This window comes from Streptomyces sp. SID13666, from assembly GCF_010548325.1.
Classification (GTDB): Bacteria; Actinomycetota; Actinomycetes; order Streptomycetales; family Streptomycetaceae; genus Actinacidiphila; species Actinacidiphila fildesensis.
The window spans coordinates 26,014-51,946 of sequence record NZ_JAAGLX010000039.1; the positions used below are offsets into that span (position 1 = coordinate 26,014).

The 25,933-nt window shown below is 71.5% G+C and carries 21 protein-coding genes; 2 read left to right on the forward strand and 19 right to left on the reverse strand.

The features are described from left to right. Positions 1 to 27 precede the first annotated feature (27 nt). The 4 genes from G3I60_RS33935 to G3I60_RS33950 form a co-directional block, all read right to left on the reverse strand. A complete protein-coding gene (locus tag G3I60_RS33935) occupies positions 28 to 921 on the reverse strand; it encodes an AraC family transcriptional regulator (RefSeq protein ID WP_164296099.1) in 894 nt (297 codons plus the stop codon). An 82-nt stretch (positions 922 to 1,003) separates the two neighbouring features. Beyond that, entirely contained in the window at positions 1,004 to 4,102 is a 3,099-nt protein-coding gene (locus G3I60_RS33940; RefSeq protein ID WP_164296069.1) for an endo-alpha-N-acetylgalactosaminidase family protein, read from the reverse strand. A gap of 267 nt (positions 4,103 to 4,369) precedes the next feature. Continuing rightward, positions 4,370 to 5,515 (reverse strand): sensor histidine kinase, encoded by a 1,146-nt coding sequence (locus tag G3I60_RS33945; protein ID WP_307811231.1) that lies wholly within the window; start codon positions 5,513 to 5,515, stop codon positions 4,370 to 4,372. Beyond that, positions 5,512 to 6,195 (reverse strand): response regulator transcription factor, encoded by a 684-nt coding sequence (locus tag G3I60_RS33950; protein WP_138358665.1) that lies wholly within the window; start codon positions 6,193 to 6,195, stop codon positions 5,512 to 5,514. Before G3I60_RS33950 ends, G3I60_RS33945 begins: the two co-directional genes overlap by 4 nt. Positions 6,196 to 6,403: 208 nt before the next feature. On the opposite strand from G3I60_RS33950, the gene G3I60_RS33955 reads away from it, so the two are divergent. Next, positions 6,404 to 7,306, forward strand: coding sequence for a hypothetical protein (locus G3I60_RS33955; protein ID WP_138358666.1), 903 nt, complete (start codon positions 6,404 to 6,406; stop codon positions 7,304 to 7,306). Positions 7,307 to 7,420: 114 nt separating this feature from the next. On the opposite strand, the gene G3I60_RS33960 is transcribed toward G3I60_RS33955, so the two are convergent. The 12 genes from G3I60_RS33960 to G3I60_RS34010 form a co-directional block, all read right to left on the reverse strand. Continuing rightward, positions 7,421 to 8,881: a glutamate synthase subunit beta gene (locus G3I60_RS33960; protein WP_138358668.1), complete on the reverse strand. Its 1,461-nt coding sequence runs from the start codon at positions 8,879 to 8,881 to the stop codon at positions 7,421 to 7,423. Then, positions 8,874 to 13,412, reverse strand: coding sequence for a glutamate synthase large subunit (gene gltB, locus G3I60_RS33965; RefSeq protein WP_164296068.1), 4,539 nt, complete (start codon positions 13,410 to 13,412; stop codon positions 8,874 to 8,876). Before gltB ends, G3I60_RS33960 begins: the two co-directional genes overlap by 8 nt. 305 nt (positions 13,413 to 13,717) lie before the next feature. Continuing rightward, the gene (locus G3I60_RS33970) at positions 13,718 to 14,452 is read right to left on the reverse strand and encodes a VIT1/CCC1 transporter family protein (RefSeq protein WP_164296066.1); all 735 of its coding nucleotides are present in this window, start codon (positions 14,450 to 14,452) and stop codon (positions 13,718 to 13,720) included. Positions 14,453 to 14,623: 171 nt separating this feature from the next. After that, positions 14,624 to 15,601, reverse strand: a complete 978-nt coding sequence (gene lgt / locus G3I60_RS33975; protein WP_164296065.1) for a prolipoprotein diacylglyceryl transferase — start codon at positions 15,599 to 15,601, stop codon at positions 14,624 to 14,626. Positions 15,602 to 15,710: 109 nt separating this feature from the next. Continuing rightward, a complete protein-coding gene (locus tag G3I60_RS33980; protein ID WP_164296064.1) occupies positions 15,711 to 16,517 on the reverse strand; it encodes a thioredoxin domain-containing protein in 807 nt (268 codons plus the stop codon). Positions 16,518 to 16,599: 82 nt separating this feature from the next. After that, positions 16,600 to 17,436 (reverse strand): tryptophan synthase subunit alpha, encoded by an 837-nt coding sequence (gene trpA / locus G3I60_RS33985; RefSeq protein ID WP_164296062.1) that lies wholly within the window; start codon positions 17,434 to 17,436, stop codon positions 16,600 to 16,602. Continuing rightward, positions 17,433 to 18,680, reverse strand: coding sequence for a tryptophan synthase subunit beta (gene trpB, locus G3I60_RS33990; RefSeq protein ID WP_138358677.1), 1,248 nt, complete (start codon positions 18,678 to 18,680; stop codon positions 17,433 to 17,435). The genes trpA and trpB overlap by 4 nt, the downstream gene beginning before the upstream one ends. Positions 18,681 to 18,737: 57 nt before the next feature. Then, positions 18,738 to 18,881: a tryptophan biosynthesis modulator TrpM gene (gene trpM / locus G3I60_RS47135; protein WP_368860168.1), complete on the reverse strand. Its 144-nt coding sequence runs from the start codon at positions 18,879 to 18,881 to the stop codon at positions 18,738 to 18,740. Between the two features lie 4 nt (positions 18,882 to 18,885). Next, positions 18,886 to 19,695: an indole-3-glycerol phosphate synthase TrpC gene (trpC, locus tag G3I60_RS33995; protein ID WP_138358678.1), complete on the reverse strand. Its 810-nt coding sequence runs from the start codon at positions 19,693 to 19,695 to the stop codon at positions 18,886 to 18,888. Between the two features lie 304 nt (positions 19,696 to 19,999). Next, complete coding sequence (locus G3I60_RS34000) at positions 20,000 to 20,389, reverse strand: DUF2752 domain-containing protein (protein WP_239070603.1); 390 nt, start codon at positions 20,387 to 20,389, stop codon at positions 20,000 to 20,002. 191 nt (positions 20,390 to 20,580) lie between these two features. Next, positions 20,581 to 20,790 carry an HGxxPAAW family protein gene (locus G3I60_RS34005; protein WP_138358680.1) on the reverse strand — a complete coding sequence of 70 codons (210 nt, stop codon included), beginning with the start codon at positions 20,788 to 20,790 and terminating at the stop codon, positions 20,581 to 20,583. A gap of 135 nt (positions 20,791 to 20,925) precedes the next feature. Then, positions 20,926 to 21,549, reverse strand: coding sequence for a TIGR02234 family membrane protein (locus tag G3I60_RS34010; RefSeq protein WP_343241467.1), 624 nt, complete (start codon positions 21,547 to 21,549; stop codon positions 20,926 to 20,928). A 403-nt stretch (positions 21,550 to 21,952) separates the two neighbouring features. Here G3I60_RS34010 and G3I60_RS34015 point away from each other — a divergent pair, with 403 nt between their 5' ends. Further along, positions 21,953 to 23,263, forward strand: coding sequence for a peptidase S8 (locus tag G3I60_RS34015; protein ID WP_164296060.1), 1,311 nt, complete (start codon positions 21,953 to 21,955; stop codon positions 23,261 to 23,263). Positions 23,264 to 23,339: 76 nt separating this feature from the next. On the opposite strand, the gene G3I60_RS34020 is transcribed toward G3I60_RS34015, so the two are convergent. The 3 genes from G3I60_RS34020 to G3I60_RS34030 are packed head-to-tail and all read right to left on the reverse strand — an operon-like array spanning position 23,340 to position 25,933. After that, entirely contained in the window at positions 23,340 to 24,863 is a 1,524-nt protein-coding gene (locus tag G3I60_RS34020; protein ID WP_138356917.1) for an anthranilate synthase component I, read from the reverse strand. A gap of 36 nt (positions 24,864 to 24,899) precedes the next feature. Beyond that, positions 24,900 to 25,583 (reverse strand): enhanced serine sensitivity protein SseB C-terminal domain-containing protein, encoded by a 684-nt coding sequence (locus tag G3I60_RS34025; RefSeq protein ID WP_138356918.1) that lies wholly within the window; start codon positions 25,581 to 25,583, stop codon positions 24,900 to 24,902. Then, on the reverse strand, positions 25,580 to 25,933 hold the full coding sequence (locus G3I60_RS34030) for a hypothetical protein (RefSeq protein WP_138356919.1): 354 nt from the start codon (positions 25,931 to 25,933) through the stop codon (positions 25,580 to 25,582). Before G3I60_RS34030 ends, G3I60_RS34025 begins: the two co-directional genes overlap by 4 nt.

The following is a 25,933-nucleotide window of genomic DNA, read 5'->3' on the forward strand; positions in this document are numbered from 1 at the left end:
ACATGCTGCCGTACGGGGTGGTCCAGGTCACGGCCCGGGGTGATCTGCGGCCTGCCGGGTGATCCTCCGGGGGTCGAGGTGGTCGGTGGACCAGCCGCCGGGGACGGTGCGGTACTGCTGTTCGCGGAAGCGTACGGGGGCGGCGCCGACCCGGCGGGTGAACAGCCGGCTGAAGTAGGCGGGGTCCTCGTAGCCGACGCGGCGGGCGACGGCGGCGACCGGCAGGTCGGTGGCGGCGAGGAGTTCCTTGGCGCGGCCGAGCCGGATGCCGAGCAGGTAGTCCTTGGGGCTGCAGTCGGCGCTGCGGCGGACCGCGGCGCGCAGTTCGGCCAGCGTCATGCCGTGCCGGGCGGCGTGTTCCGCGATGGTCAGCGGCAGGAACGCGTCGCGGGCGAGGGCGTCGAGCACCCGGTCGCCGTCGCCGGTGGTGTCGGCGCGGGCGCGGCGCAGGGCGACGAGGAGTTCATGGACGGCTGCGGAGCTCTCGACTTCCAGGAGCGGGTTTCCGGGGCGGGCCGCGCGGGCGATGCGGGCGATGACGGCGCGCGGTCCCGTGGTGTCGCTGAGCGGGACGATGGGCCGGTCGGGCTCGATGTAGCCGAGTTCGGTGTAGGTGGCGGCGGCCGGTCCGGTGAAGTCGACGAAGCTCTCGTCCCAGCCGCTGCCGGGGTGCGGCGCGTAGTGGTGTTCGGCGTCGGGTGTGAGCCACAGCAGGGTGGGCGCGGTGATCTCCACGGCGTCGCCGCCGCGGTGCCGGAACCAGCCGGAGCCGGCGCTGATGACGACGGCGACGTGGTGGTCGATGGTGCGCGGCCCGACGGTGGGCAGCGCTCCGTGCTGCATGCCGACGCCGAGGCATACCAGGCCGAGCCGGTGGTGGACCGGGTTCGGGGAGAAGTAGCGCATCCATGTGTGGAACATCGAGGACTGATCTTGGCTCATGGAGTGCGGTGCTGGCCAGGGGGTCGGGGCCACGCCCCCGGCCCCCTGGCGGTTTGGGGTGTTATGCAGGACCGAGGTCCGTGACGGTGAAGGTGTCGAGGGAGAACTCGGCGGTGCCGCTGTCGCCGGCCTTGCGCAGCCCCACCCAGGCGTCGCCGTCGGCGGGGGTGGTGAACTCGTAGCTGTGGGTGGCGGGCGTCCGGGCGGCGGGCAGCAGCGTACGGGACAGTTCGGTGGTTTCCGGGCGGTCGGTGGCGGTGATCCAGGCGTACTGGCCGGCTTCCTCGTTCTCGTAGCGGAACGTGACGCGGTAGCGGCGGCCGGGGGCGAAGCGGGCGGTGTGCGGGACGGTCCGGTAGATCAGCCCGTCGTTCTCGCCGCGGGACTTGAGGGACTGGGTGCCGTCGATGATGTCGTCGATCACCTTGCCGTTCCAGCCGGCCTGGGTGAACGGGGAGTGCCGCTGCGCGATGTGGGTGCGGGGGTCGGTGACGTCGCCTGCGTCGCCCTTGACGAAGGCGCCCCAGCCCTGGGGGACGTTCTCGAAGTCCTCGTGGACGAGGGCGCCGGGGCTGCGGGTGGGGAGGGCGGCGACGACGCGGACGTTGTCGAAGGTGACGCGGGCCGCTCCCTCGTCGGCGCGCAGGGCGAGGGTGACCGGGCCGCCGCCTTCGGGGACGGTGAACCAGGTGAACATCCGCTGCATGCGGGAGCCGTGCTTGCGGTCGGCGGCGACGTAGTTGCCCGCGGTGGAGGTGTCGGTCCAGTTGACGGCGGTGACGCCGTCGGCGGTGCGGACCTCCAGGGCCGCCCTGCGCCACTCCCCCGCGGTGGCGCCGACCTCGACCTGGACGGAGGCCGCGTAGCTGCCGGGCCGCAGCCGCGACAGGCGCTGGCCGACGAAGGCGGCGGGGCCGGCGCCGATGACGAGTTCGTAGTCGCCGATGGGGTTGCGGACGACGGTCGCCGGCCCGTTGACGTGCCAGTCGTCGAGCCGGCCGGAGTGGAAGCCGGGGTCGTGGATCACGGTGCCCTCGCCCCAGCCGGGGGCGGCCTGGCGGGGCGCCCGGTCGCGGTACACGACGTAGGGCTGTCCGGCCTCGGCGGTCACGGTGACGGAGCCGGACCGGATTGGCAGGTCGCCTTCGAAGCGGCGGCCCTGGTCGGTGAGGCGGTAGAGGCTGACGGTGCGGGCCGCCGCCCAGCCGGCGGGCAGCCGCCAGGTGGAGGCGCCGCCCGCCGGGTTGTAGTGGTAGAGCTTCGGCGGGTTCTTGGCCTGCCGCGGCTCCCAGGGCAGCAGGTAGCTGCCGCCGCGGTAGACGGTGCGGCCGTCGGTGGTGATGGTCTTCGTGCCGTCGGCGTCGGTCACCGAGGTGGCGGTGGGTCCGGAGAAGGTGATCTCGTGGTCGGTCCAGGTGCTGATCGGGTACGCCTGGAGGTACTTGGCGGGCAGGTTCTCCGTCCAGACGGTGCGGTAGAAGGCGTTCCAGTCGGTCTTGCCGACCCAGCCCTCGAAGGTGCCGAGCTTGGCGGTGCCCAGCAGCGGCCACTTGTCGGCGAAGACGTCCTTCTGGTGGTGCCGCACCATGCGGATGAGCTGCGAGTTGATGCCGCGCGAGGTGTCGCCGCCGTAGTCGGTCTCGTTCGCCCAGTGCGACCACAGGGAGGAGCGCTCCAGGCCGTGGCCCCATTCGCTGGTGACGTTCCAGCCCTGGGCGCGCAGATGGCGCTGGAGCCGGTCGGAGGTCCAGCCCGACTCGCGGAACACGTCGAGGTAGATCGTGTTGAGCGCCGGGTGGGTCTCGTCGCGCAGCTGCTGGAAGCGGGCGGCGATGTCGCCGCTGATCAGGTCGCGGCGGGCGTTGATGCGATAGGACTGGTCGAGCCAGTCCCACTGCTGGTCGGTCTTGTCGACGAGCTGGTCGGAGAAGGCGTTGGCCACCGGGTAGGACTCGGTGGCGTTGACGTGGACGGCGAAGTCGCTGTTCCAGCGGGCGCCGCGGGCGACGAGGGTGTTGAGGTCGGCGAGGCCGCCCGCACGCCGGTTGTAGTTGCCGCCGTAGTCGGGGTGCGCGGAGTCGTGGCCCTCGGACTGGTAGCCCTTGAGGAGGGTGAACTGCCGCAGCCCGTCGGTGGCCAGGGAGATCCGCTTGACGTTGTCGAGGGTGGCCAGGAACGGGTTGGTGGCCTGGCTGGCGAAGTTGAACGGGATGTGCGGGACGACCCGCAGGTGCTGGGTGTCGGCGCCGAGCGGGGTGACGGCGATGTCCCGCAGTGCGATCGCCGCGTCCTGCCAGTCGGTCTTCCCGTCGCCGTTGCGGTCCCGGGTGACGATGACCTTGGCGTACGGCAGCGGCTCGGTGTCGGTGGTGGCGGCGCCGGCGGCCCGGTACGTCCACTGGCCGGGCGCCAGCCCGGATTCGATCCAGCCGTCGCCGGCCAGGGTCTGCCGCCAGAAGCGGCCGTTCTCCCAGGTGGTGCCCTGCGCGCCGACCGGCTTGTCGTAGACGGTGTTGCTCTCGATCGCGGCGCCGAGCGCGTCGGTGGCGACGACCGCGTACGCGCAGCCGGTGGCCGCCGCCTCGGCGGGCGTGGTGGCGGTGACGCGGACCAGGGTGTCGCCGCTGGTGGCCTTGTCGAGCTGCAGCTTCGCGGCGAGCAGGGTGGCCCCCGGCTGGTCGCTGCGCACGCTCAGCAGCCGCAGTCCGGGGATCTGCAGGGTGCCCACGCGCAGACTGTCGGTGTCGGCGATGGCGGTGACACGGAATTCGGCGGTCCAGCCGTCGACGGCGATCTGCGCTTCGATGCGCGTCCCGCCGTCGAAGGTGAGGGTGTACGCGATGCGGTCGGCGCGGACCGCGCTGGTGACCTGCGGGGTGTGGACGGCGCCGTCGATGAGGACGGTGCTCGCGGGGGCGGGCGCGCCGTGGATGACGGCGCCGGTGCCGCGGTCGGTGTAGGAGGCGATGCCGGGGAAGGCGGTGTGGACGCGGACGTCCAGCTGCGCCGAGCGGATCACCGCTCGGCCCGCGGCGGCCGTCGCGGCGGCGGCGCTGCCCTGTCCGGGGACGAGCGCCGCGGCCAGTCCGGCGGCTGCGGTGGAGAGCACCACCGCGCGGCGGCTGGGACCGGCTTCCATGCTGGTGTCGGGGGCGGACATCGCACTCCTCACTACGGCATAACTACGGCATCGCCACGGCATGGCGGTGCTGCTGGACGCACCGCCGGTTGCCGTGGGCGGCACAGCCGGTGACCACCGGCTGTACAGCTGCTTCACAGGTCGATCGCCCTACACCTTGCGTCGCGGGGACCCGGCGCGCCCATGGACAAAGGTGGGCCGCTGTTGGACTCATGGGTCGGGCCGGAATCGACTGCCCGCGCATCCGCCGGGTGCACGCTTCCGGCCGGGTCCACGCGGCCGGCGGGTTCACGCGTCGAGTGACAGCGTCGCCAGGATCTGCCAGCCGCCCTCGGGGGCCGGGCCCGCGGTGAGTTCGCCGCCCAGCGCCTCGGCACGCTCCTGGAGCCCGACCAGGCCGTAGCCGCCGCCGAACGCCTGCGCGGAGAGGCGGGCGGCGCCGGTGCCGTCGTCGGTGATGCGCAGTTCGAGCCCCGCGGGCACGGAGCGCAGGCCGATGCGGACGGCGGTGGCGTCGGCGGCGTGCTTGCGGATGTTGGTGAGCGCCTCGCGGACGATGCGGTGCACCCCGGCGGCGACGTCCGAGGGGATCCGTTCGTCCAGACCCCGCTCCACGTACAGCACGACGGGCGGCCCGACCTCGGAGAAGGCCTCGGCCAGCTCCCTGACCTGGACGATGCCGGCGACCGGCGTGGTCTCGGCGGCGCCTTCGCGCAGCACCCGCACCAGCCGCCGCATCGCCGCGAGCGCCTCGCCCGAGGAGTTCTCGATACGGGCGAAGGTGGCGTCCGCCTGCTCGCCCGACACCCCCGTGTAGCGGGCGGCGCGCGCCTGGACGGCGATGCCGGTGACGTGGTGCGCGACGAGGTCGTGCAGTTCGCGGGCGAGTTCCAGGCGCTCGGCTGAGCGGACGGCGGCGAGGTCGTTGACACGCTGGCCGGCCTGCTGGCGCTGGATGAGGGAGTACGCGGTGACGAGGACGGTCAGCACCCCGTACAGGACGGTGAAGGCGCCGGGGCTGACGTCCCGCATGGGGGCGGTGACGCAGGCGACGCCCAGCATCGGTCCGAGGATCGCCGCCGTGCGGGCGGGGCAGCGCTGCACCACGGCGGCGAGCAGCACGAGCAGGGCGATGCCCTCGCCCAGGCCCCAGGTGACCTCCGGGTGCTCCCCCGCCATGAGGATGATCGAGGCGGTCCAGGAGACGGCGACGGCCACGCAGGCCCGGGGGACGAGCGGGACGCGGGTGTAGGGCACGACGCACAGGCAGACGATGATGCCCGCGGCCCAGACGATCGCGTGCGGGCGGCTCGGCTGCTGGGCGAGGACCACGCCCTCGAAGCTGACCAGGAACAGCAGCACCGCGCAGAGCGTGATCTTGGCCGCGACGGCCAGCCCCGGGTGCCGGACCGCCCACCCGGGCAGGTTGTTCACGCGGGCCCGCCTCCCGGCCCGGCGGCCAGCCCGCTCTCCCACGCCCAGGCCGCGATCTCGACCCGGTTGCGGGCCTCGAGCTTGATCTGCACATGGCCCAGGTGGGTCTTGACGGTGGAGAGGGACACGAACAGCTCGGAGGCGATCTCCGCGTTCGTCATACCGCGGGCCAGGCACCGCACGACGTCCTGCTCGCGTTCGGTGAGCGGCTCGGCGGGCTGCCGTACGGGCCCGGCCCCCGGCGAGCCGGCGGCCGGTGCCATGTCGCGCAGCAGCCGCACGGTGATGGCGGGCGAGATCAGCGAGTCGCCGACCGCGGCGGCCCGCACCGCCTCGACGAGCATGGCGGGGCTGGAGTCCTTGAGCAGGAAGCCGCAGGCGCCGTTGCGCAAGGCGGTGTGCACGTATTCGTCCAGGTCGAAGGTGGTGACGATGACGACGCGGGGCGGCCGGACCACCTCGGGGGCGCACAGCAGCCGGGTCACTTCCAGGCCGTCGAGTCCCGGCATCCGGATGTCGAGGAGGCAGACGTCGGGGTGCAGCCGGCGGGCGGCGTCGAGGGCGGCCTCACCGTCGACGACATCGGCGACGACGTCGATGTCCGGCTCGCTGTCCAGGATCATCCGGAAACCGGTCCTGACCATCTCCTGGTCATCGGCGATGACCACGCTGATCGTCATGCGTTCCCTTCGGGCCGGTCCCGGGTTCCCGTGTTCCTCCATGGGACCGGGGGTCCTCGGCCCCCGCAACCGCAGAGCGGGCACACCGTACGGTCCCGCGATCTTTGTGCCCCCGCACGGAGGCACCACCAGTGGTTTCCGCGTCTCCCCCGGTGCGGACGCGTAATCTCGAAAGGCCACCGGTCCGCACGGTGGCCGGCGGGGGGAGATGGCTGTGACCGAGATCGAGCACGGGTTCCCGCACCTGGCCACGATCCAGAGCTCGCTCACCGCGCTGTACCGGCGGCTGTCCGCCGACACGGTCGAGCAGTACCCGGCGAGCGTGCGCCCGGAGTCGGTGGAGTTCCCGCCGGACGAGGACCCGTATCTGGGGGCGCAGCGCGTGGCGCGTGTGATGCTGCAGCACTTCCGGCTGCCGGACGCCCGGATGGTGGTGGGGTTCCGCGACATGGTGCACGCGGGCAGTGTCGAACTGGCGGCGGGCCCCGAGTACTTCGTCGAGCTGCACTCCCGCTTCAAGACGGACCGCCGCGATGTGGGCGCGGCGCTGGCGCACGAGGTCATGCACGTCTACCTGCACCGGCTCGGTCTGGAACTGCCCGGCACCCGCGACAACGAGATCCTCACCGACACCGCGACGGCGTTCCTCGGGGCGGGCTGGCTGCTGCTGGACTCGTACCGGGAGGAGCCGGCGATCCGGGAGGACCGGCTGATGATGTCCGCGTACAAGCTGGGCTATCTGACGCCGGAGGAGTACGGCTATGTGCTCGCGAAGCGGGCGCTGGTCTTCGGCGACGACATCGAGCCGTGGTTCAGCAGCCCGCTGGCGCGTGACGCCTACCGGGCCGGGCTGGTCCTCGCCGAGCAGGAGCGGCGGCAGCCGCCGCTGCTCGCCGCCGGCTGGACGGCCCGGCGGCGCTACGCCAGGGACCGGCGCGCGGGCACCGCGCAGCCCGCGGCACCGCTGGGCGGCTACTCCTTCGAGGCGACGAACCCGCCGCGGGTCTCCTTCCCCTGCCCCACCTGCCATCAGCGGATCCGGGTCCCGGTGCGCGGCCGCGTCACCGCCCGCTGCACGCTCTGCCGGACGGTGCTGGAGTGCGACACCTGAGATCGGCCGGCGGGTCCAAAAAAGGTGCGCGGCGCCTGCCCCCGTGGTCGGGGTGGGCAGGCGCCGCGTCATGTTCCGCACTTCGTTGTGCGGGACAGCTCGGGGTGGAGCGGATCAGACGGAGACCGGGCGGTCCGTCGGGCGGACCGGGGACGGCAGGGTGCTGGCGCCGGTCAGGAAGCGGTCCACCGCGCTGGCGGCCGAGCGGCCCTCGGCGATGGCCCACACGATGAGCGACTGGCCGCGGCCCGCGTCACCGGCGACGAACACGCCGCCGACGTTGGTCGCGTAGTCCTGGTCGCGGGCGATGTTGCCGCGCGCGTCCAGTTCCAGGCCGAGCTGGTCGATCAGGCCGTTCTTCTGGTCGGTGCCGGTGAAGCCCATGGCCAGCGTGACGAGCTGGGCCGGGATGGAGCGCTCGGTGCCCGGCTGCGGCACGAACTTCCCGTCCTGGAACACCACCTCGACCAGGTGCAGCGACTGGACGTTGCCGTCCTCGTCGCCCTCGAACTTCACGGTGTTGACGGCGTAGACGCGCTCGCCGCCCTCCTCGTGCGCCGAGGTGACCTTGTACGTCATCGGCATCGTCGGCCAGGGCTGGTTCTCCGGGCGGTCGTCGGACGGCCGCGGCATGATCTCCAGCTGGGTGACCGAGGCCGCGCCCTGGCGGTGGGCGGTGCCGACGCAGTCGGCACCGGTGTCGCCGCCGCCGATGACGACCACGTGCTTGCCCTCGGCGGTGATCGGCGGAGCGACGAAGTCGCCCTCCTGCACCTTGTTGGCGAGCGGCAGGTACTCCATCGCCTGGTGGATGCCGCCGAGCTCACGGCCGGGCACCGGCAGATCGCGGGCCTGGGTGGCGCCGGCGGCGATGACGACGGCGTCATAACGCTTCTTGAGCTTGTCGCCCAGCAGGTCGGTGCCGATCTGGACACCGGTGCGGAACTTGGTGCCCTCGGCGCGCATCTGCTCGATACGGCGGTTGATGTGCCGCTTTTCCATCTTGAACTCGGGGATGCCGTAGCGCAGCAGGCCGCCGATGCGGTCGGCGCGCTCGTACACCGCGACCGTGTGGCCGGCGCGGGTCAGCTGCTGGGCGGCGGCCAGACCGGCCGGGCCCGAGCCGATGACGGCGACGGTCTTGCCGGACAGCCGCTCCGGCGGCTGCGGCGTCACGTCACCGCTGTCCCAGGCCTTGTCGATGATGGTGACTTCGACATTCTTGATGGTGACGGCGTCCTGGTTGATGCCCAGCACACAGGCGGACTCGCAGGGCGCGGGGCACAGCCGCCCGGTGAACTCCGGGAAGTTGTTGGTCGCGTGCAGCCGCTCGCTGGCCGCGGTCCAGTCCTCGCGGTAGGCGTAGTCGTTCCACTCGGGGATGAGGTTTCCGAGCGGACAGCCGTTGTGGCAGAACGGGATACCGCAGTCCATGCAGCGGCCGGCCTGCTTGCTGATGATCGGCAACAGCCCGCCGGGGATGTAGACCTCGTTCCAGTCCTGCTTGCGCTCCTCGACGGGACGCCGGTCGCACAGCTGGCGGGGCGTGGTGAGGAAGCCCTTGGGGTCAGCCATTAGCCGCCTCCATCATCTTCGCGGTGGTCTCGGACTCGGAGAGTCCGGCCTGCTCGGCGGCGTTCTTGGCGGCGAGCACTGCCTTGTAGTCCCTCGGCATGACCTTGCCGAAGCGGGTGAGGGTGGTTCCCCAGTCGCCGAGCAGCTTCTCGGCGACGGTGGAGCCGGTCTCCTCCTGGTGGCGGCGCACGACATCGTGCAGCCACGTGATGTCCTCGGCGTCGAGCGCCTCGACATTGACCATGCCGGTGTTGACGTTGTCCGGGTCGAGGTCCAGGACGTACGCGATACCGCCGGACATGCCGGCCGCGAAGTTGCGGCCCGTCTCGCCCAGGACGACGGCCCGGCCGCCGGTCATGTACTCGCAGCCGTGGTCGCCCACGCCCTCCGAGACGACGGTGGCACCGGAGTTGCGGACGCAGAACCGTTCGCCGGTCCGGCCGCGCAGGAACAGCTCGCCGCCGGTCGCACCGTACGCGATGGTGTTGCCCGCGATGGTGGAGAACTCGGCGAGGTGGTCGGCACCGCGGTCCGGGCGGACGATGACGCGGCCACCGGACAGGCCCTTGCCGACGTAGTCGTTGGCGTCGCCCTCCAGGCGGAGCGTGATGCCCCGGGGGAGGAAGGCGCCGAACGACTGGCCGGCGGAGCCGGTCAGGGTGACGTCGATGGTGTCCTCGGGCAGGCCCGCGCCACCGTACTTCTTCGTCACCTCGTGGCCGAGCATGGTGCCGACCGTGCGGTTGACGTTGCGGATCGGGAGCTGGATACGGACCGGGGCGCCGGTGGCCAGCGCCTCCTCGGCGAGCTGGATCAGCGTGTTGTCGAGCGCCTTCTCCAGACCGTGGTCCTGCACCGTTACCTGGTGCCGGACCGCGCCGTCGGGCAGCTCCGGCACGTACAGCAGCGGGGCCAGGTCCAGGCCCTGCGCCTTCCAGTGGTCGACGGCGCGGCCGGCGTCGATGAGCTCGGCGTGGCCGACGGCCTCCTCGATGGTGCGGAAGCCCAGCTCGGCGAGGATCTCGCGGACCTCTTCGGCGATGAACTCGAAGAAGTTGACGATGTACTCGGCCTTGCCGCTGAAGCGCTCGCGCAGCACCGGATTCTGGGTGGCGACGCCGACCGGGCAGGTGTCCAGGTGGCAGACGCGCATCATGATGCAGCCCGAGACGACCAGCGGTGCGGTCGCGAAGCCGAACTCCTCGGCGCCCAGCAGGGCGGCGATGACGACGTCACGGCCGGTCTTGAGCTGGCCGTCGGTCTGCACGACGATACGGTCGCGCAACCCGTTGAGCAGCAGCGTCTGCTGGGTCTCGGCCAGGCCGAGCTCCCAGGGGCCGCCCGCGTGCTTGAGCGAGGTGAGCGGCGAGGCGCCCGTTCCGCCGTCGTGGCCGGAGATCAGGACGACGTCCGCGTGTGCCTTGGAGACACCGGCGGCGACGGTGCCGACGCCCACCTCGGAGACCAGCTTGACGTGAATGCGCGCCTTGGGGTTGGCGTTCTTCAGGTCGTGGATCAGCTGGGCGAGGTCCTCGATCGAGTAGATGTCGTGGTGCGGCGGCGGCGAGATCAGACCGACCCCGGGCGTGCTGTGCCGGGTCTTGGCGACCCAGGGGTAGACCTTGTGGCCGGGCAGCTGGCCGCCCTCGCCGGGCTTGGCGCCCTGCGCCATCTTGATCTGGATGTCGTCGGAGTTGACCAGGTATTCGCTGGTCACGCCGAAGCGGCCGGAGGCGACCTGCTTGATGGCGCTGCGCCGGGCCGGGTCGTAGAGCCGCTCGGCGTCCTCGCCGCCCTCACCGGTGTTGGACTTGCCGCCCAGCTGGTTCATGGCGATGGCGAGGGTCTCGTGCGCCTCCATGGAGATGGAGCCGTACGACATGGCGCCGGTGGAGAAGCGCCGGACGATCGAGGAGACCGGCTCGACCTCGTCGATGGAGATCGGGGTACGGCCCTCCTTGAAGTTGAACAGCCCGCGCAGCGTCATCAAACGCTCCGACTGCTCGTCGACGCGGCTGGTGTACTGCTTGAAGATGTCGTAGCGGCGGGTGCGCGTGGAATGCTGCAGCCGGAAGACCGTGTCCGGGTCGAACAGGTGCGGCTCACCCTCGCGGCGCCACTGGTACTCGCCGCCGATGTCGAGGCGGCGGTGCGCGGCGGCGATGCCGGAGACCGGGTAGGCCTTGGCGTGCCGGGCGGCGACCTCCTGGGCGACCACGTCGAGACCGGAGCCGCCGAGCTTGGTGTCGGTGCCGTGGAAGTAGGTGTCCACGAACTCGGTGTCCAGGCCGATGGCCTCGAAGACCTGAGCGCCGCGGTAGGAGGCGACGGTGGAGATGCCCATCTTGGACATGACCTTCAGGACGCCCTTGCCGAGCGCCTTGATGAGGTTGCGGATCGCGTCCTCGGCCTCGATGCCCTGCAGGAAGGTGTCCGCGCGCGCCAGGTCCTCGACGGACTCCATGGCCAGGTACGGGTTGACGGCCGCGGCACCGTAGCCGATGAGCAGCGCGACGTGGTGCACCTCGCGCACATCGCCGGCCTCGACGATCAGGCCGACCTGGGTGCGCTGCTTGGTGCGGATCAGGTGGTGGTGGACGGCCGAGGTGAGCAGCAGCGACGGGATCGGCGCGTGCTCGGCGTCGGAGTGCCGGTCGGACAGCACGATGAGGCGCGCGCCGTCCTCCATCGCGGTGTCGACCTCGGCGCAGATCTCGCTGAGGCGCGCCGCGAGGGACGCGCCGCCGCCCGCGACCCGGTACAGGCCGGACAGGGTCGCGGCGCCGAGGCCGGGCAGGTCGCCGTCGGCGTTGATGTGGATGAGCTTGGCCAGCTCGTCGTTGTCTATCACCGGGAAGGGCAGCACGACGTTGCGACAGGAGGCCGGTGACGGCTCCAGCAGGTTGCCGCCGGGGCCGACCGTGGAGATCAGCGAGGTGACGAGCTCCTCGCGGATGGCGTCCAGCGGCGGGTTGGTGACCTGCGCGAAGAGCTGGGTGAAGTAGTCGAAGAGCAGCCGGGGGCGGTCGGACAGCGCCGCGATCGGCGAGTCGGTGCCCATGGAGCCGAGCGGCTCACCACCGGTCTTGGCCATCGGGGCGAGGATGACGCGCAGCTCTTCCTCGGTGTAGCCGAAGGTCTGCTGGCGGCGGGTGACCGAGGCGTGGGTGTGCACGATGTGCTCACGCTCGGGCAGGTCCTCCAGGGCGATCAGCCCGGCGTCGAGCCACTCCGCGTACGGGTGCTCGGCGGCCAGCGCCGTCTTGATCTCGTCGTCCTCGATGATGCGGTGCTCGGCGGTGTCGACGAGGAACATCTTGCCGGGCTGCAGCCGTCCCTTGCGGACGATCTTGCCGGGCTCGATGTCCAGGACGCCGGACTCCGAGGCGAGCACGACGAGGCCGTCGTCGGTCACCCAGTAGCGGCCGGGGCGCAGACCGTTGCGGTCCAGGACCGCGCCGACCTGGGTGCCGTCGGTGAAGGTGACACAGGCCGGGCCGTCCCAGGGCTCCATGATCGTGGAGTGGTACTGGTAGAACGCGCGGCGGGCGGGCTCCATCGAGGCGTGGTTCTCCCATGCCTCGGGGATCATCATCAGCACGCTGTGCGGCAGCGAGCGGCCGCCGAGGTGCAGCAGTTCCAGCACCTCGTCGAAGGACGCGGTGTCCGAGGCGCCCGGGGTGCAGACCGGGAAGACCCGCTCCAGGCTGCCGTCGAACAGGTCGCTGTCGAGCTGCGACTCGCGGGCCCGCATCCAGTTGCGGTTGCCCTTGACGGTGTTGATCTCACCGTTGTGCGCCACGAACCGGTACGGGTGTGCCAGCGGCCAGCTCGGGAAGGTGTTGGTGGAGAAGCGGGAGTGCACCAGGGCGATCGCGGTGGCGGTCCGCCGGTCCGACAGGTCCGGGAAGAACGGCTCCAGCTGCCCGGTGGTGAGCATGCCCTTGTAGATGATCGTGCGCGCGGACAGCGACGGGAAGTAGACGTCGGCCTCGCGCTCGGCGCGCTTGCGCAGCACGAAGGCGGGCCGGTCCAGCGCCAGGCCGGACCTGGTGCCCGAGGCGTCGGCGACGAAGAGCTGGGTGAAGTGCGGCATCGTCGAGCGGGCCGTGGCACCCAGCAGCTGCGGCGCGACGGGGACCTCGCGCCAGCCGAGGACGCTGAGGCCCTCTTCGACGGCGATCCTCTCGATCGCGTCGACGGCCTTGGTGCGGTCCTCGGTGTCGACGGGCAGGAATCCGATGCCTACGGCGTAGTGGCCGGCCCCGGGGAGGGCGAACCCGGCGGCTTCGCGCAGAAACGCGTCCGGGACCTGGAGGAGGATGCCCGCGCCGTCACCCGAGTCGGGTTCGGAACCGGTGGCACCGCGGTGCTCCAGATTGCGCAGAACGGTCAGTGCCTGCTCGACCAGCGCGTGGCTGGCCTCGCCCGTCAGGGTGGCCACGAAGCCGACGCCACAGGCGTCGTGCTCGTTGCGGGGGTCGTACATTCCCTGCGGGGCGGGTCGCCCGTCCATGAACGCGGAACGCATCGGCTCTCCCGTCGTCGTCATTGGCATATATGCAGTGCCTGTCATAGGCATGCGCAATAGGGACGACGTTGGCCCTCTGCGATTTCGTGCAGGTTACATGATGACCGAGTGTTCGAGAAGCGGATACTCAGTTCCATCATGTGGACAAGGTGCGGTGTATGCAGGGAGTACGCAGTACCTACGGACCATGTCGTTACAGAGTTGCCCGGGGCGGATCCCGCCCGGCGCCACGGTCTGATGCCCGGTGGCGCGGTACCTGAAACGAGAGGGAAACAACAGGAGGCTTGTGGCCTCGATCACGCGGCTCAGCCGACGGCGGTGCCGATGAATGAACCCAGTACGAAGGTAACCCCGGCAGCCGCTCCGCCCAACAGGAGCTGCCGGATTCCGCTGAACCACCACGAGCGGGCCGTCACCCGGGCCACCGCGGCACCGCAGCCGAACAGCCCGATCAGCGCCAGCACCAGCGCGGGCCACAGCGCCGTGGCGCCCAGCAGATAGGGCAGCACCGGCAGCAGCGCGCCGAGCGCGAAGGACACGAACGAGGAGCCGGCCGCCACCAGCGGCGACGGCAGGTCCGCCGGGTCGATGCCCAGTTCCTCGCGGGCGTGTATCTCCAGCGCCTGCTCGGGGTCGGCCGACATCTGCCGGGCCACCTCCATCGCCAGCTCGGGCTCCACACCGCGGGACACGTACAGCGCGGCAAGCTCCCGCAGCTCGTCCTTGGGGTGCCGGCTCAGCTCCAGCCGTTCGATGGCCAGCTCCGCCTCGACCAGCTCGCGCTGCGAGGCCACCGAGGTGTACTCCCCCGCCGCCATCGAGAACGCGCCGGCCGCCAGCCCCGCCAGCCCGGTGACCACGATCACCTTCGTGTCGACGTCACCGCCGGCGACACCGGTCATCAGCGCGAGGTTCGACACCAGTCCGTCCATCGCCCCGAACACCGCGGGCCGCAGCCAGCCACCGCTGACGTCCCGGTGGGTGTGGTGCGCGACGTGGTACGGCGCGGGCTTCTCTTCGGTCTCGACGGCCGTCGACATGTGGCGGTACTCCCTCCGACCGGAGCACGCGCCCCGGTCCCCTCCCTGCGAACACCCCGAAGGTACGCGCGAATTCCGCCGCATTCCAGCTAGGAAAGGCTGTCCTACCTGCGAAAACACCGCGGCCGCCAGACTCGGAAGAGCCGGCGGCCGCGGGAGGAGCGAGGGGGTTCAGGAGGATTTGGACGCCTCTGCGCCGTCGTTCTCCGACACCTTCGCGCCAGAGTTCGAGGCTTCGGAATCCTCGGCGTCGGAGGCCTGGGAATCGGCGTCCTTGCCGTTCTTCCCGGCGTCCGCGTCCGCGGTGCCCTTGTCCAGGCTCACGTCGCCGCCCGCCGCCGGCTCCACGACCGTCTCGACGCCCGGGTGCCACCGCGCCGACAGCACCATGTAGACCACGGCGCCGATGAAGACGACGATCGAGGTCCAGTCGTTCAGCCGCAGACCCAGGATGTGGTGGGCGTCGTCGACGCGCATGTACTCGATCCAGAAGCGGCCCACACAGTACGACGCGACGTACAGCGCGAAGGCCCGGCCGTGGCCGAGGCCGTACTTGCGGTCCGCCCAGATCACCAGCAGCGCGACACCGACGCACCACAGCGACTCGTACAGGAACGTCGGGTGGTAGGTGCCGCCCGGGTGGCTGTCGGTGGCGCTGATCTTCAGCGCCCACGGCAGGTCGGTGGCGCGCCCGTAGAGCTCCTGGTTGAACCAGTTGCCCCAGCGGCCGCAGGCCTGCGCCAGCGCGATGCCCGGGGCGAGGGCGTCCGCCCAGGCCGGCAGCGGGATGCCCCGGCGGCGGCAGCCGATCCAGGCGCCGACCGCACCGAGCGCGATCGCGCCCCAGATGCCGAGGCCGCCCTCCCAGATCTTGAACGCGTTGACCCAGTCCTTGCCGTCACCGAAGTAGAGCTCGTAGTCGGTGATGACGTGGTAGAGCCGGCCGCCGACGAGTCCGAAGGGCACCGCCCACACGGCGATGTCCGCGACGGTCCCCTTCTGGCCACCGCGGGCCACCCACCGCTTGTTTCCGAGCCAGACGGCTACGAAGACGCCGATGATGATGCAGAACGCGTAGCCGCGGAGCGGGATGGGTCCGAGGTACACCACACCGCTGGACGGACTGGGAATGAAAGCGAGGATCTCCATAGCAGGGCCGACGCTACCGTGCCGGGCGGGTGGAGTGGCAACCAGCCCGGCTACGGACGCGTAACGGCCCTGCCGTCGTGATGCGGTCGTGATGCGGTCGGGACGGGCGTCAGGACGTGGGGATCGGCGTGACGGTGCCCGCCTTCTTGCCCTTGTTGGCCGCCTCGACCTGCTGCTTGAGCTTGTCCGGGGTCAGCGGGTCGGTCTGGTTTCCGTAGACGCTCTTGCCGTTGAGCAGCACGGTCGGGGTGGAGCTGAAGCCGGAGCCGCCGAAGGCGGCGGCCGACTTCTTGATCCAGCTGTCGTACCTGCCGTTGTTCACACACGCGGTGAAGGTGTCGGTCTTCAGCCCCGGCACCTTGTCGGCGAGCTCCAGCAGATACGCCTTGTCCCCGAACTTGTCCTCCCGCTCGTCCGGCTGGTTCTCGTAGAGAACGTCGTGGAACGCCCGGAACTTGCCCGCGTCCTGCGCGCAGACGGCGGCGTTGCCCGCGTTCAGCGAGCCGGTACCGCCCATGTTGCCGTCGATGATCGTCACCAGGTGGTAGTCGGCCTTCAGCGCGCCGCTGTCCTCCAGGGAGTGCACGGTGTCGCGGAAGGTCTTCTCGAACATGCCGCAGCCGGGGCAGCGGAAGTCCTCGTAGACGGTCAGGGTGGACGGCGCGTCGGCCGCGCCGGTGGGAATGACGAGGTTGTCGTTGCCGGTCGCGCCCTTGGGGGACGCCACCGGTTTGGCCGGTTCGCTCTTGTGGTTGGCCAGCACCCCGGCCACCACCCCGGCAATCGCCAGGACCACGACGACGGCACCGCCGACGATCAGTGTCCTCTTGCGTTTGTCGCGCGCCTTGTCCTTCTCGCGCTGTTCATGCATCGCCTCACGGGCGGTGCGCTTTCCCTCACGGTTCTTCTGGCTCACACCCCTGGACAACGAACCGGGGAGGCGCCGCTGCGCCTCCCCGGTCCTGATTCGCCCTAATGAGGGACTAAAACGATCTGTCCTACCGTCTCTGCCGGACCGCCCCGGTGCGCTTGCGGACGCCCGCCGCCAGCTCGCCGGCCAGCTCCCGCACCCCGGCCAGACCCGCTTCCAGGTCGGGCGCGTCCAGAAGCCGCATGACGAACGCGGAGCCGACGATGACGCCGTCCGCGAAGGCGGCGACCTCGGCGGCCTGCTCGGGGTTGGAGACGCCCAGGCCGACACAGACCGGCAGGTCCGTGGTGGCGCGGGTGCGCAGGACGAGGTCGGCCGCCTGCTCGCCGACGCTCACCCGGGTGCCGGTGACGCCCATCAGCGACGCCGCGTAGACGAAGCCGGTGCCCACCGCGGTGATCTTGGCGAGCCGCGCGTCGCGGCTGCTCGGCGCGACCACGAAGACGGTGGCCAGACCGTGCAGCTCCGCGGCCTTGCGCCACACCTCGGACTCCTCGACCGGCAGGTCGGGCAGGATGCAGCCGGCGCCGCCCGCCTCGGCGAGGTCGGCGGCGAACCGCTCGGCGCCGTACCGGTCGACGGGATTCCAGTACGTCATGACCAGGACCGGCGCTCCGGTGGCGGCGTGCGCCTCGCGGACGGTGCGCAGCACGTCCTTGATCCGGACGCCGCCGCGCAGCGCGATGTCGTCGGCGGTCTGGATGACCGGTCCGTCGAGCACCGGGTCGCTGTGCGGCAGGCCGATCTCGACGACGTCGCAGCCGCCTTCGAGCATCGCCTTGACGGCTTCGATGCCGCCGTCGACGGTGGGGAATCCGGCCGGGAGGTAGCCGACCAGCGCGGCCCGGTTCTCGGCCTTCGCCGCGGCCAGGGCCGCGTTCAACAGCGCGATGTTGCCGCTCACTTGGCTTCCCCCTGCTCGTTCTCGTTCTCGTACAAACCGAAGTAGCGGGCCGCGGTGTCCATGTCCTTGTCGCCGCGTCCGGAGAGGTTCACCAGGAGCAGGGCGTCCGGGCCCAGTTCGCGGCCGATCTCCAGCGCTCCGGCGAGCGCGTGCGCGCTCTCGATCGCGGGGATGATGCCCTCGGTGCGCGACAGCAGGCGCAGTGCCTGCATCGCGTCGTCGTCGGTGACCGCGCGGTACTCGGCGCGGCCGGTGTCCTTGAGGTAGGAGTGCTCCGGGCCGACGCCCGGGTAGTCCAGTCCCGCCGAGATCGAGTACGGCTCGGTGATCTGCCCCTCGTCGTCCTGCAGGACGTAGGAGCGGGAGCCGTGCAGGATGCCGGGCTCGCCCTGGCTGAGGGTCGCGGCGTGCTCGCCGGTCTCCACGCCGTGGCCTGCGGGCTCGCAGCCGACGAGGCGTACGCCCGCGTCGGGGAGGAAGGCGTGGAAGAGCCCGATGGCGTTCGAGCCACCGCCGACGCAGGCGACGGCGACGTCCGGGAGCCGTCCGGTGCGCTCCAGGATCTGCCGGCGGGCCTCGACGCCGATGACCCGGTGGAAGTCACGGACCAGCGCCGGGAAGGGGTGCGGTCCGGCCACCGTGCCGAAGAGGTAGTGGGTGCGGTCGACGTTGGCGACCCAGTCGCGGAACGCCTCGTTGATGGCGTCCTTGAGGGTGCGGCTGCCGGACGTCACGGAGACGACCTCGGCGCCGAGCATCCGCATCCGTGCGACGTTCAGCGCCTGGCGCTTGGTGTCGACCTCGCCCATGTAGATGGTGCACTCGAGGCCGAAGAGCGCGCACGCGGTGGCGGTGGCGACGCCGTGCTGGCCGGCGCCGGTCTCGGCGATGACGCGGGTCTTGCCCATCCGCTTGGTGAGCAGCGCCTGGCCCAGCACGTTGTTGATCTTGTGCGAGCCGGTGTGGTTGAGGTCCTCGCGCTTGAGGAACACCCGGGCGCCGCCCGCGTGCTCGGCGAACCGCGCGACCTCGGTGAGCGCGCTCGGCCGACCGGTGTAGTTGACCATCAGGTCGTTCAGCTCGGCGGCGAAGGCCGGATCGGCCTTGGCCTTCTCGTACTCCGCGGCGACCTCGTCCACGGCGGCGACCAGCGCCTCCGGGATGAACTTGCCGCCGAACGCGCCGAAGTAGCCTTCGGCGCTCGGGATCCGACCCTCAGGATCGGGAATGAAGAATTCTGACATGGCAGACACAGGAGTCCCCTGACAGTGAAATGCGATGGCTGATGGAAGTGTCGCGGCTCAGCCGCGACGCCATCGCATTCCGTTGACCTGTCCGGGCTCGCCGCCGATCACATAACGCACCCGACGGCCCAATACGCGACGCGCCGGCGCCCGGCAGCCGCGGGGGCGGCAACCGGGGGCGAGGCGCGTCGAGATCGACATGGGGTTACTTCCGCCCGAACCGCAGGGCGGGGTGAGCGCCGGCGGCCACGAGGTCGGCGACGGCCGCCCGCGGGTCCTTGCCGGTCACCAGGGACTCGCCGACGAGCACGGCGTCGGCGCCGTCGTTGGCGTACGCGATGAGGTCGTGCGGGCCGCGGACACCGGACTCGGCGATCTTCACGATCTCGTCCGGGATCTCGGGCGCGATGCGCGCGAAGTTGCCGCGGTCGACCTCGAGGGTCTTGAGGTTCCTGGCGTTGACGCCGATGATCCGGGCGCCGGCGTCGACCGCGCGGGCGACCTCCTCCTCGTCGTGCACCTCGACGATCGGGGTGAGCCCGATCGAGGTCGCACGCTCGATGAGCGAGACCAGCGCGTCCTGCTCCAGGGCGGCGACGATCAGCAGGGCGAGGTCGGCACCGTAGGCGCGGGCCTCCCACAGCTGGTACGCGGTGACGATGAAGTCCTTGCGGAGCACCGGGATGTCGACCTTGGCGCGGACCGCTTCGAGGTCGGCGAGGGAGCCGCCGAACTTGCGCTGTTCGGTGAGGACGCTGATGACCGCGGCGCCGCCCGCCTCGTAGTCGGCGGCGAGCCCGGCCGGGTCGGCGATGGCGGCCAGCGCGCCCTTGGAGGGGCTGGAGCGCTTGACCTCGCAGATGACCTTGACGCTGTCACCGCGCAGCGCGGCGACTCCGTCCATCGCTTCGCGTGCCTTGGCGGCCCGCTCCTTGAGCTCGTCGATGGAGACCTGAGCCTGCCGGTCGGCGAGGTCGGCGCGGACTCCGTCGATGATCTCGTCGAGCACACTCACGCGAGCGGTCCCCTTCCGGGCTGGGTGGTGGAGCACGGTCCGTACACCGAAACGATCAAGCCAGTCAACGATCAAGCCGGCAAATGCCTGCTTCGGCTCACTGATGGTATCCGGCCGAGGGCGGAGGGCGCGCATCCGGTCGATCCCGGTCCCACTACCTGGACAAATGCGGCCACCGGGGGTATCCGTCCGCCCTGCGTGGCACGGTTCCTCCGGCCGCCAGGGGGGCGGACCGGACAGCAGATGGCCGGTTCCTGCCATCGCCCGGCGTGCCGGCGCACCGGCGTACCGGGGCGCTGGAGCGCTACGGGGCGAGCGCCGATCCGAACGGAAGGTTCCGGGCGACGCTGAAGAACAGCGCGACCGCGCCGATCGCCCACCAGTACGCGGGCCGCAGCCGGATCTCGAACGGACGGCCGCGCAGCGTCCGCGACAGCCACACCACCCAGACCACGGCGAAGAGCACATAGGCCGCCACCGCCAGTGCGTTCAGACCGAGGGCCGCGCCGAAGTCACCGTGCGCGACCGCGTGGGCGCTGCGCAGCCCGCCGCAGCCGGGGCAGTAGATCCCGGTGTACTTCAGCAGCGGGCAGACCGGGTAGTGGCCGGGGGTGTTCGGGTCGACCGCTCCGACGTACGCGAAGGCGGCGACGACTCCCGCCAGCACCCCCAGCGGGACGGCGGCCCGCCGCAGCCCGCCGGCGGGCGGCGCGGGCTCCGGGGCGGACCACGGCTCGTGATGCGGCGCGGCGGTGCCGGCGGGCGGCGGCACGGCGGTCAGCTTGTCGGTCACGTGCCTGATTGTGCCCCGGGACGTACGAAGGCGCAGCCCCGGATCAGCCGGGGCCGCGCCTGTCGTGCGTGTCGTGCCGTTGGAGCCGGACGTCAGCTGTGGGCGGGCTTCCGGGGCTGGCCCAGGCCCATCGCGCGCATCACGAGGCCGACGACGCCGCCGAGCAGGACCACGACCAGGCCCGCCCAGAATCCGAGCGGCTCGGCCATCACCATGAAGGCACCCGAGACGCAGAATCCGATGAAGGCGATTATGACGCCGGTCCAGGCGGCAGGGGTGTGGCCGTGGTTGGTGCCCGCCATGAGTGCTCCCATTATGTTCTCGGTCGGGGAAGTTGTCCTCGACCATTCTTGCGCGCTCCCGGAGCGCCTTGTGCACGGGGGTGCGGCGTGGGCCGGCCCCAGGTCTGCCCCACGCCGGCCCCCGGTCAGCCCCGGTCAGCCCCCGGTCGGGTCCTCGCCGCGGTCGAGGGCCTTCCACAGCTCCTCGGGGCGCTCGGGGTCCGGGGCGGGGCGCTGCGCCTTGCGGGACGGCAGGCCGGTGGCCCCGTCCCGGTCGTAGCGGTTGGACATCCCCGGCCAGTGGCGGCCGCGCAGCACGGCCAGCATTCCGGCCGCGAGCAGCAGCGCTCCCCCGGTGGCGGCGGCCCATGGCCATGTGGTGGAACTCTCACCGACGACGGTCGTACTGGCCAGCGTCGTGGCGGCCGTGGCGGCCGTGTCCAGGGCGGAGCCGGGGCCGTCGGTGAGGGCTGCGGTCACGATGCCCGCGCCGCACAGCACGAGCAGTCCCGAGACGACGGCGCGGCCGATCCCGCGGACGGCGAACACGGCGACCAGCGCGGCGAGGCCGACGAGCGCGAGCGCGCCGGGCACGCCGGTGATCTCGCTGCCGGAGACGGTGAGCGCCACCGAGCCCTCGGCGTACTTCGCGGTCCCGTGGGCCCAGGTCTTGCCCACCGCGAGCAGCGTGAGGGCGGCGCCGGCGACGCCGAGCAGCAGCGCGAGGGCCAGGCTGCGGCGGCCCGCGGCGCGGGTGCGCGCCGGCGGCCCCGTCACCACGGGGTCGGCGGCGGGTTCCGGGGCGGGCGCGGTGGGTTCCGGGGCGGTCCCGGGCGGAACCGGGGCGGTCGCGGTGGTCGCGGATTCTTCGGCGGGGCGGGGCTGGGGCACGGCAGTCACGTAGACCACTATCGCGCGTCGGCCCGCGGGCGGCACAGGCGGGGGACCGATCAGGGACAGACCACCACGAGTCGATTTCATGCACCGACCAGCCCATGAGTGAGCAAGTTTTCACCCATGCGATCACTGCCGAAAGCAAAGCGGAGGTAGAGACTCCGTCTGCCGTCTTGTTGACGTGCGCCCGTCACCATACGTTCGCGCCGATCCCCCGTGCGACCACCTCGCTCCAGCGGATCAATTCCCCCCGCACAGCCCCCGGTTTACCGCCACAGGAGGCAGTACGTTGCGCACAACCCTTACTCCGGCGTCGCTTCGGCGCGCCGGACTCTCCCTCACCGCCGTCGCGGCACTGGCCCTGGCGGGCTTCGCCATCGCCCCGTCCGCCGACGCGCAGCCGGTCGCGCGGACCGCCGCGACCGCCCGGAACGTCGCAGTGAACGCGGACCAGGCCGTGCACACCGCGCGCGCCTGTGCCCTGCCCAAGGCGGGCGAGATGGCGTGCAGGGCGCTCCGCGTCACCAGCGGCACGGTGCACACCACCAACGTCCGAGGCACGACGATCACCCCCGATGCGGCCGCCGCCACCCCCACAGGTTACGGCCCGAGCGATCTTCAGAAGGCCTACGGGCTGACCTCCGCGGCGGCCGCCAACGGCGCCGGGCGGACGATCGCGATCGTCGACGCCTACGACGACCCGAACGCCGAGGCGGACCTCGGCGTCTACCGCGCGCACTACGGACTGCCGGCCTGCACCACGGCCAACGGCTGCTTCAAGAAGGTCGGTCAGACCGGCAGCACCACCGCGCTGCCCACCGCCGACGCCGGCTGGTCGGAGGAGATATCCCTCGACCTCGACATGGCCAGCGCGATCTGCCCCAAGTGCAAGATCCTGCTCGTCGAGGCCAAGACCCCCTCGATGGCGAACCTCGGCACCGCGGTGAACCGTGCCGTCACCCTGGGCGCGAAGTACGTCTCGAACAGCTACGGCGGCGGGGAGTCCTCCTCCGACGCCTCCTACGACAGCAGCTACTTCAACCACCCGGGTGTGGCGATCACGGTCAGCGCCGGTGACTCCGCCTACGGCGCCGAGTACCCCGCCGCCTCCAAGTACGTGACCTCGGTCGGCGGCACCGCCCTCAAGACCGCCTCCAACGCCCGCGGCTGGACCGAGACCGTCTGGTCCACGAACAGCACCGAGGGCACCGGCTCCGGCTGCTCCGCCTACGACGCCAAGCAGTCCTGGCAGCAGGACACCGGCTGCGCCAAGCGGACCATCTCCGACGTCTCGGCGGTCGCCGACCCGGCCACCGGTGTCGCGATCTACGACTCGTACGGGATCGCCGCCGGCTACTACACCTTCGGTGGCACCAGCGCCTCGGCGCCGATCATCGCGGGTGTGTACGCCATCGCCGGCGCCCCGTCGTCCGGTTCGTACCCGACCTCGTTCCCGTACGCCCACACCTCGGCGCTCAACGACGTGACGAGCGGCTCCAACGGCAGCTGCTCGGGCTCGTACCTGTGCACCGCCAAGGCCGGCTACGACGGCCCGACGGGACTCGGCACCCCGAACGGCACCTCGGCCTTCACGGGCTGACGGCCCCGTGAAGCACGGCGGGGCGGCCCGATCCGGGCCGCCCCGCCTTCGCGTGTTCCCACCGGCGTTCCGGCGGTCACGCCTGCGCGTCGGTGTGCAGCCGGCTCGCGGTCGCCACCGCGCGCAGCACCGCCGCCGCCTTGTTGCGGCACTCGGTGTCCTCGGCGACCGGGTCCGAGTCGGCGACGACACCGGCGCCCGCCTGGACGTACGCCGTGCCGTCGCGCAGCAGCGCGGTGCGGATGGCGATCGCGGTGTCGGAGTCGCCGGCGAAGTCCAGATAGCCGACGCAGCCGCCGTACAGACCGCGGCGGACCGGCTCCAGCTCGTCGATGATCTGCATCGCGCGCGGCTTGGGGGCGCCCGAGAGGGTGCCGGCCGGGAAGCAGGCCGTCAGCACGTCGAAGGCGGTGCGGCCCTCGGCCACCCGGCCGGTGACGGTCGAGACGATGTGCATGACGTGGCTGTAGCGCTCGACGGACATGAAGTCCACGACCTCGACGCTGCCCGGTTCGCACACCCGCCCCAGGTCGTTGCGGCCCAGGTCCACCAGCATCAGATGCTCGGCACGCTCCTTGGGGTCCGCCATCAGTTCCTCCCCGAGCGCCGCGTCCTCCTGCGGGGTCGCACCGCGCGGCCGGGTGCCGGCGATCGGGTGCACCAGCGCCCGGCCGTCCTCGACCTTGACCAGCGCCTCGGGGCTGGAGCCCACGACGTCGAAGCCGTCGAAGCGGAACAGGTACATGTACGGACTCGGGTTGGTCGCCCGCAGCACCCGATACACGTCCAGCGCGCTCGCCGGACACGGGGTCTCGAACCGCTGCGAGGGCACCACCTGGAACGCCTCGCCCGCCCGGATCCGCTCCTTGATGTCCTCGACGGCCGCCTGATAGGCCGCCGATCCCCAGCGCCCGGTGAACTCCGGCAGCTCCGAGGCGGGCAGCTCGACGGCGGCCGACCCGGCCGGCCGGGCCAGGTCCGCGGCCATCGCGTCCAGCCGGGCGACGGCGTCGGCGTACGCCTCGTCGATGCCGGTGGCCAGGTCGTTGTGGTTGATCGCGTTCGCGATCAGCAGCACGCTGCCGTCCCAGTGGTCCAGCACCGCCAGGTCCGAGGTGAGCAGCATCGTCAGCTCGGGCAGCCGCAGTTCGTCCTCGCCGTGCTCGCCGATCTTCTCCAGGCGGCGCACGATGTCGTAGCCGAGGTAGCCGACCATCCCGCCGGTGAACGGCGGCAGCCCGCCGCCCGCGTGCAGGTCGCGCGGGGTGTGCAGGGTCTCGACCGTGACCCGCAGCGCCTCCAGCGGATCGCCGCCGGTCGGCACGCCCACCGGCGGGGTCCCCTGCCAGTGCGCCTGCCCGTCGCGCTCGGTCAGCGTCGCGGCGCTGCGCACCCCGACGAACGAGTACCGCGACCACGAGCGGCCGTTCTCCGCCGACTCCAGCAGGAACGTCCCAGGACGCTCGCCCGCGAGCTTGCGGTACAGCCCGACCGGGGTGTCACCGTCCGCCAACAGCCTCCGGCTGACGGGGATCACCCGGCGGTCCTCCGCCAGCTTGCGGAACGTTTCGAGGTCGGGCGCGACAGTAGCGGTGGTCATAGCGGCAGCGTAATGGGCCTGCGGGCGGGCGCCCGCTCAGCCCCGCAGATCCGGCCGCACGTACGCGGGCTCGACGTCGGCGAGAACGACGGCGCGCAGGTCCTCCGGAACGTCGCCGAGGGCCACGATCTGCATCGGGTCGGCCAGGGCGATGTCGGCCGCGGCGGCCATCACCGCGTCCGCGGCCGCGGTGTCGGCTCCCGGCACCGCGTCGACCTCGTACACCACCAGGATCTTCTCCCGGGCGTCCGCGACCCGGTAGCGCGTGAGGTACAGCCGCCGCACCGCGGCCAGCGCCTCGATCCGCGGCAGTGCGGCGGCCAGCAGCCGGGGCTGCGGGTCCGCGGACGCCTTGACCTTGATGTACGCGCCGGCCGGGAACGGCAGGCCCGCCGCGATCACCACATCGCGCTCCTCGGCGGCCACGTGGATCGGCGAGGCGGCGCGCGGATCGATGATCAGCCCGGCCGCGGGCGGCAGTTGGGCGAGCAGTTCGGGAACGGTGATCTGGAACAGCCGGTAGCCCTCGGGCAGATCGCGCCGGATCTCCTCCGGGTCGGTGTACGCGACGGCGCACAGGGCTCCGGAGACATCCGTGTAGAGCGGTTCCGGGCCGCGGTCGCCCGTCCGCACACCGATCAGCACGACGCTGTCGGCCAGCCGGTAGATCAGCGGGGAGACCTCGATCGGCCGGGGACCCTGTTCGGCGTGCTCGCTCATAGCTCGATCTCCGCGTTGACGGCGGGCAGGTCCTTGGACAGCGGCGCCGAGATCCCGAGCCTGTTCAGGTTGTCGCTCAGGAACATCCTGGCACCGAGGCCGTTCGGCTGCGCCTCGACGGTCATCAGTTGAATGCTGGGGGGAAAGATGAACGTCTCCCTGAGCCGGGCCACGTGGAAGGGCTTGTCAAAGGTGAGTTCCCAGTCCCCGAAGTGCGGGTCGACGACATACCAGTACTTCTTGACCCGGTTTCCCCAGGACACCTCGGCGGCCACCAGCGCGTCCAGGTGCGCCCACTCGGTCCCGCCCGCACTCGAAGCCGCGATACGCAGCCGGGGGTCTTCCGTCAT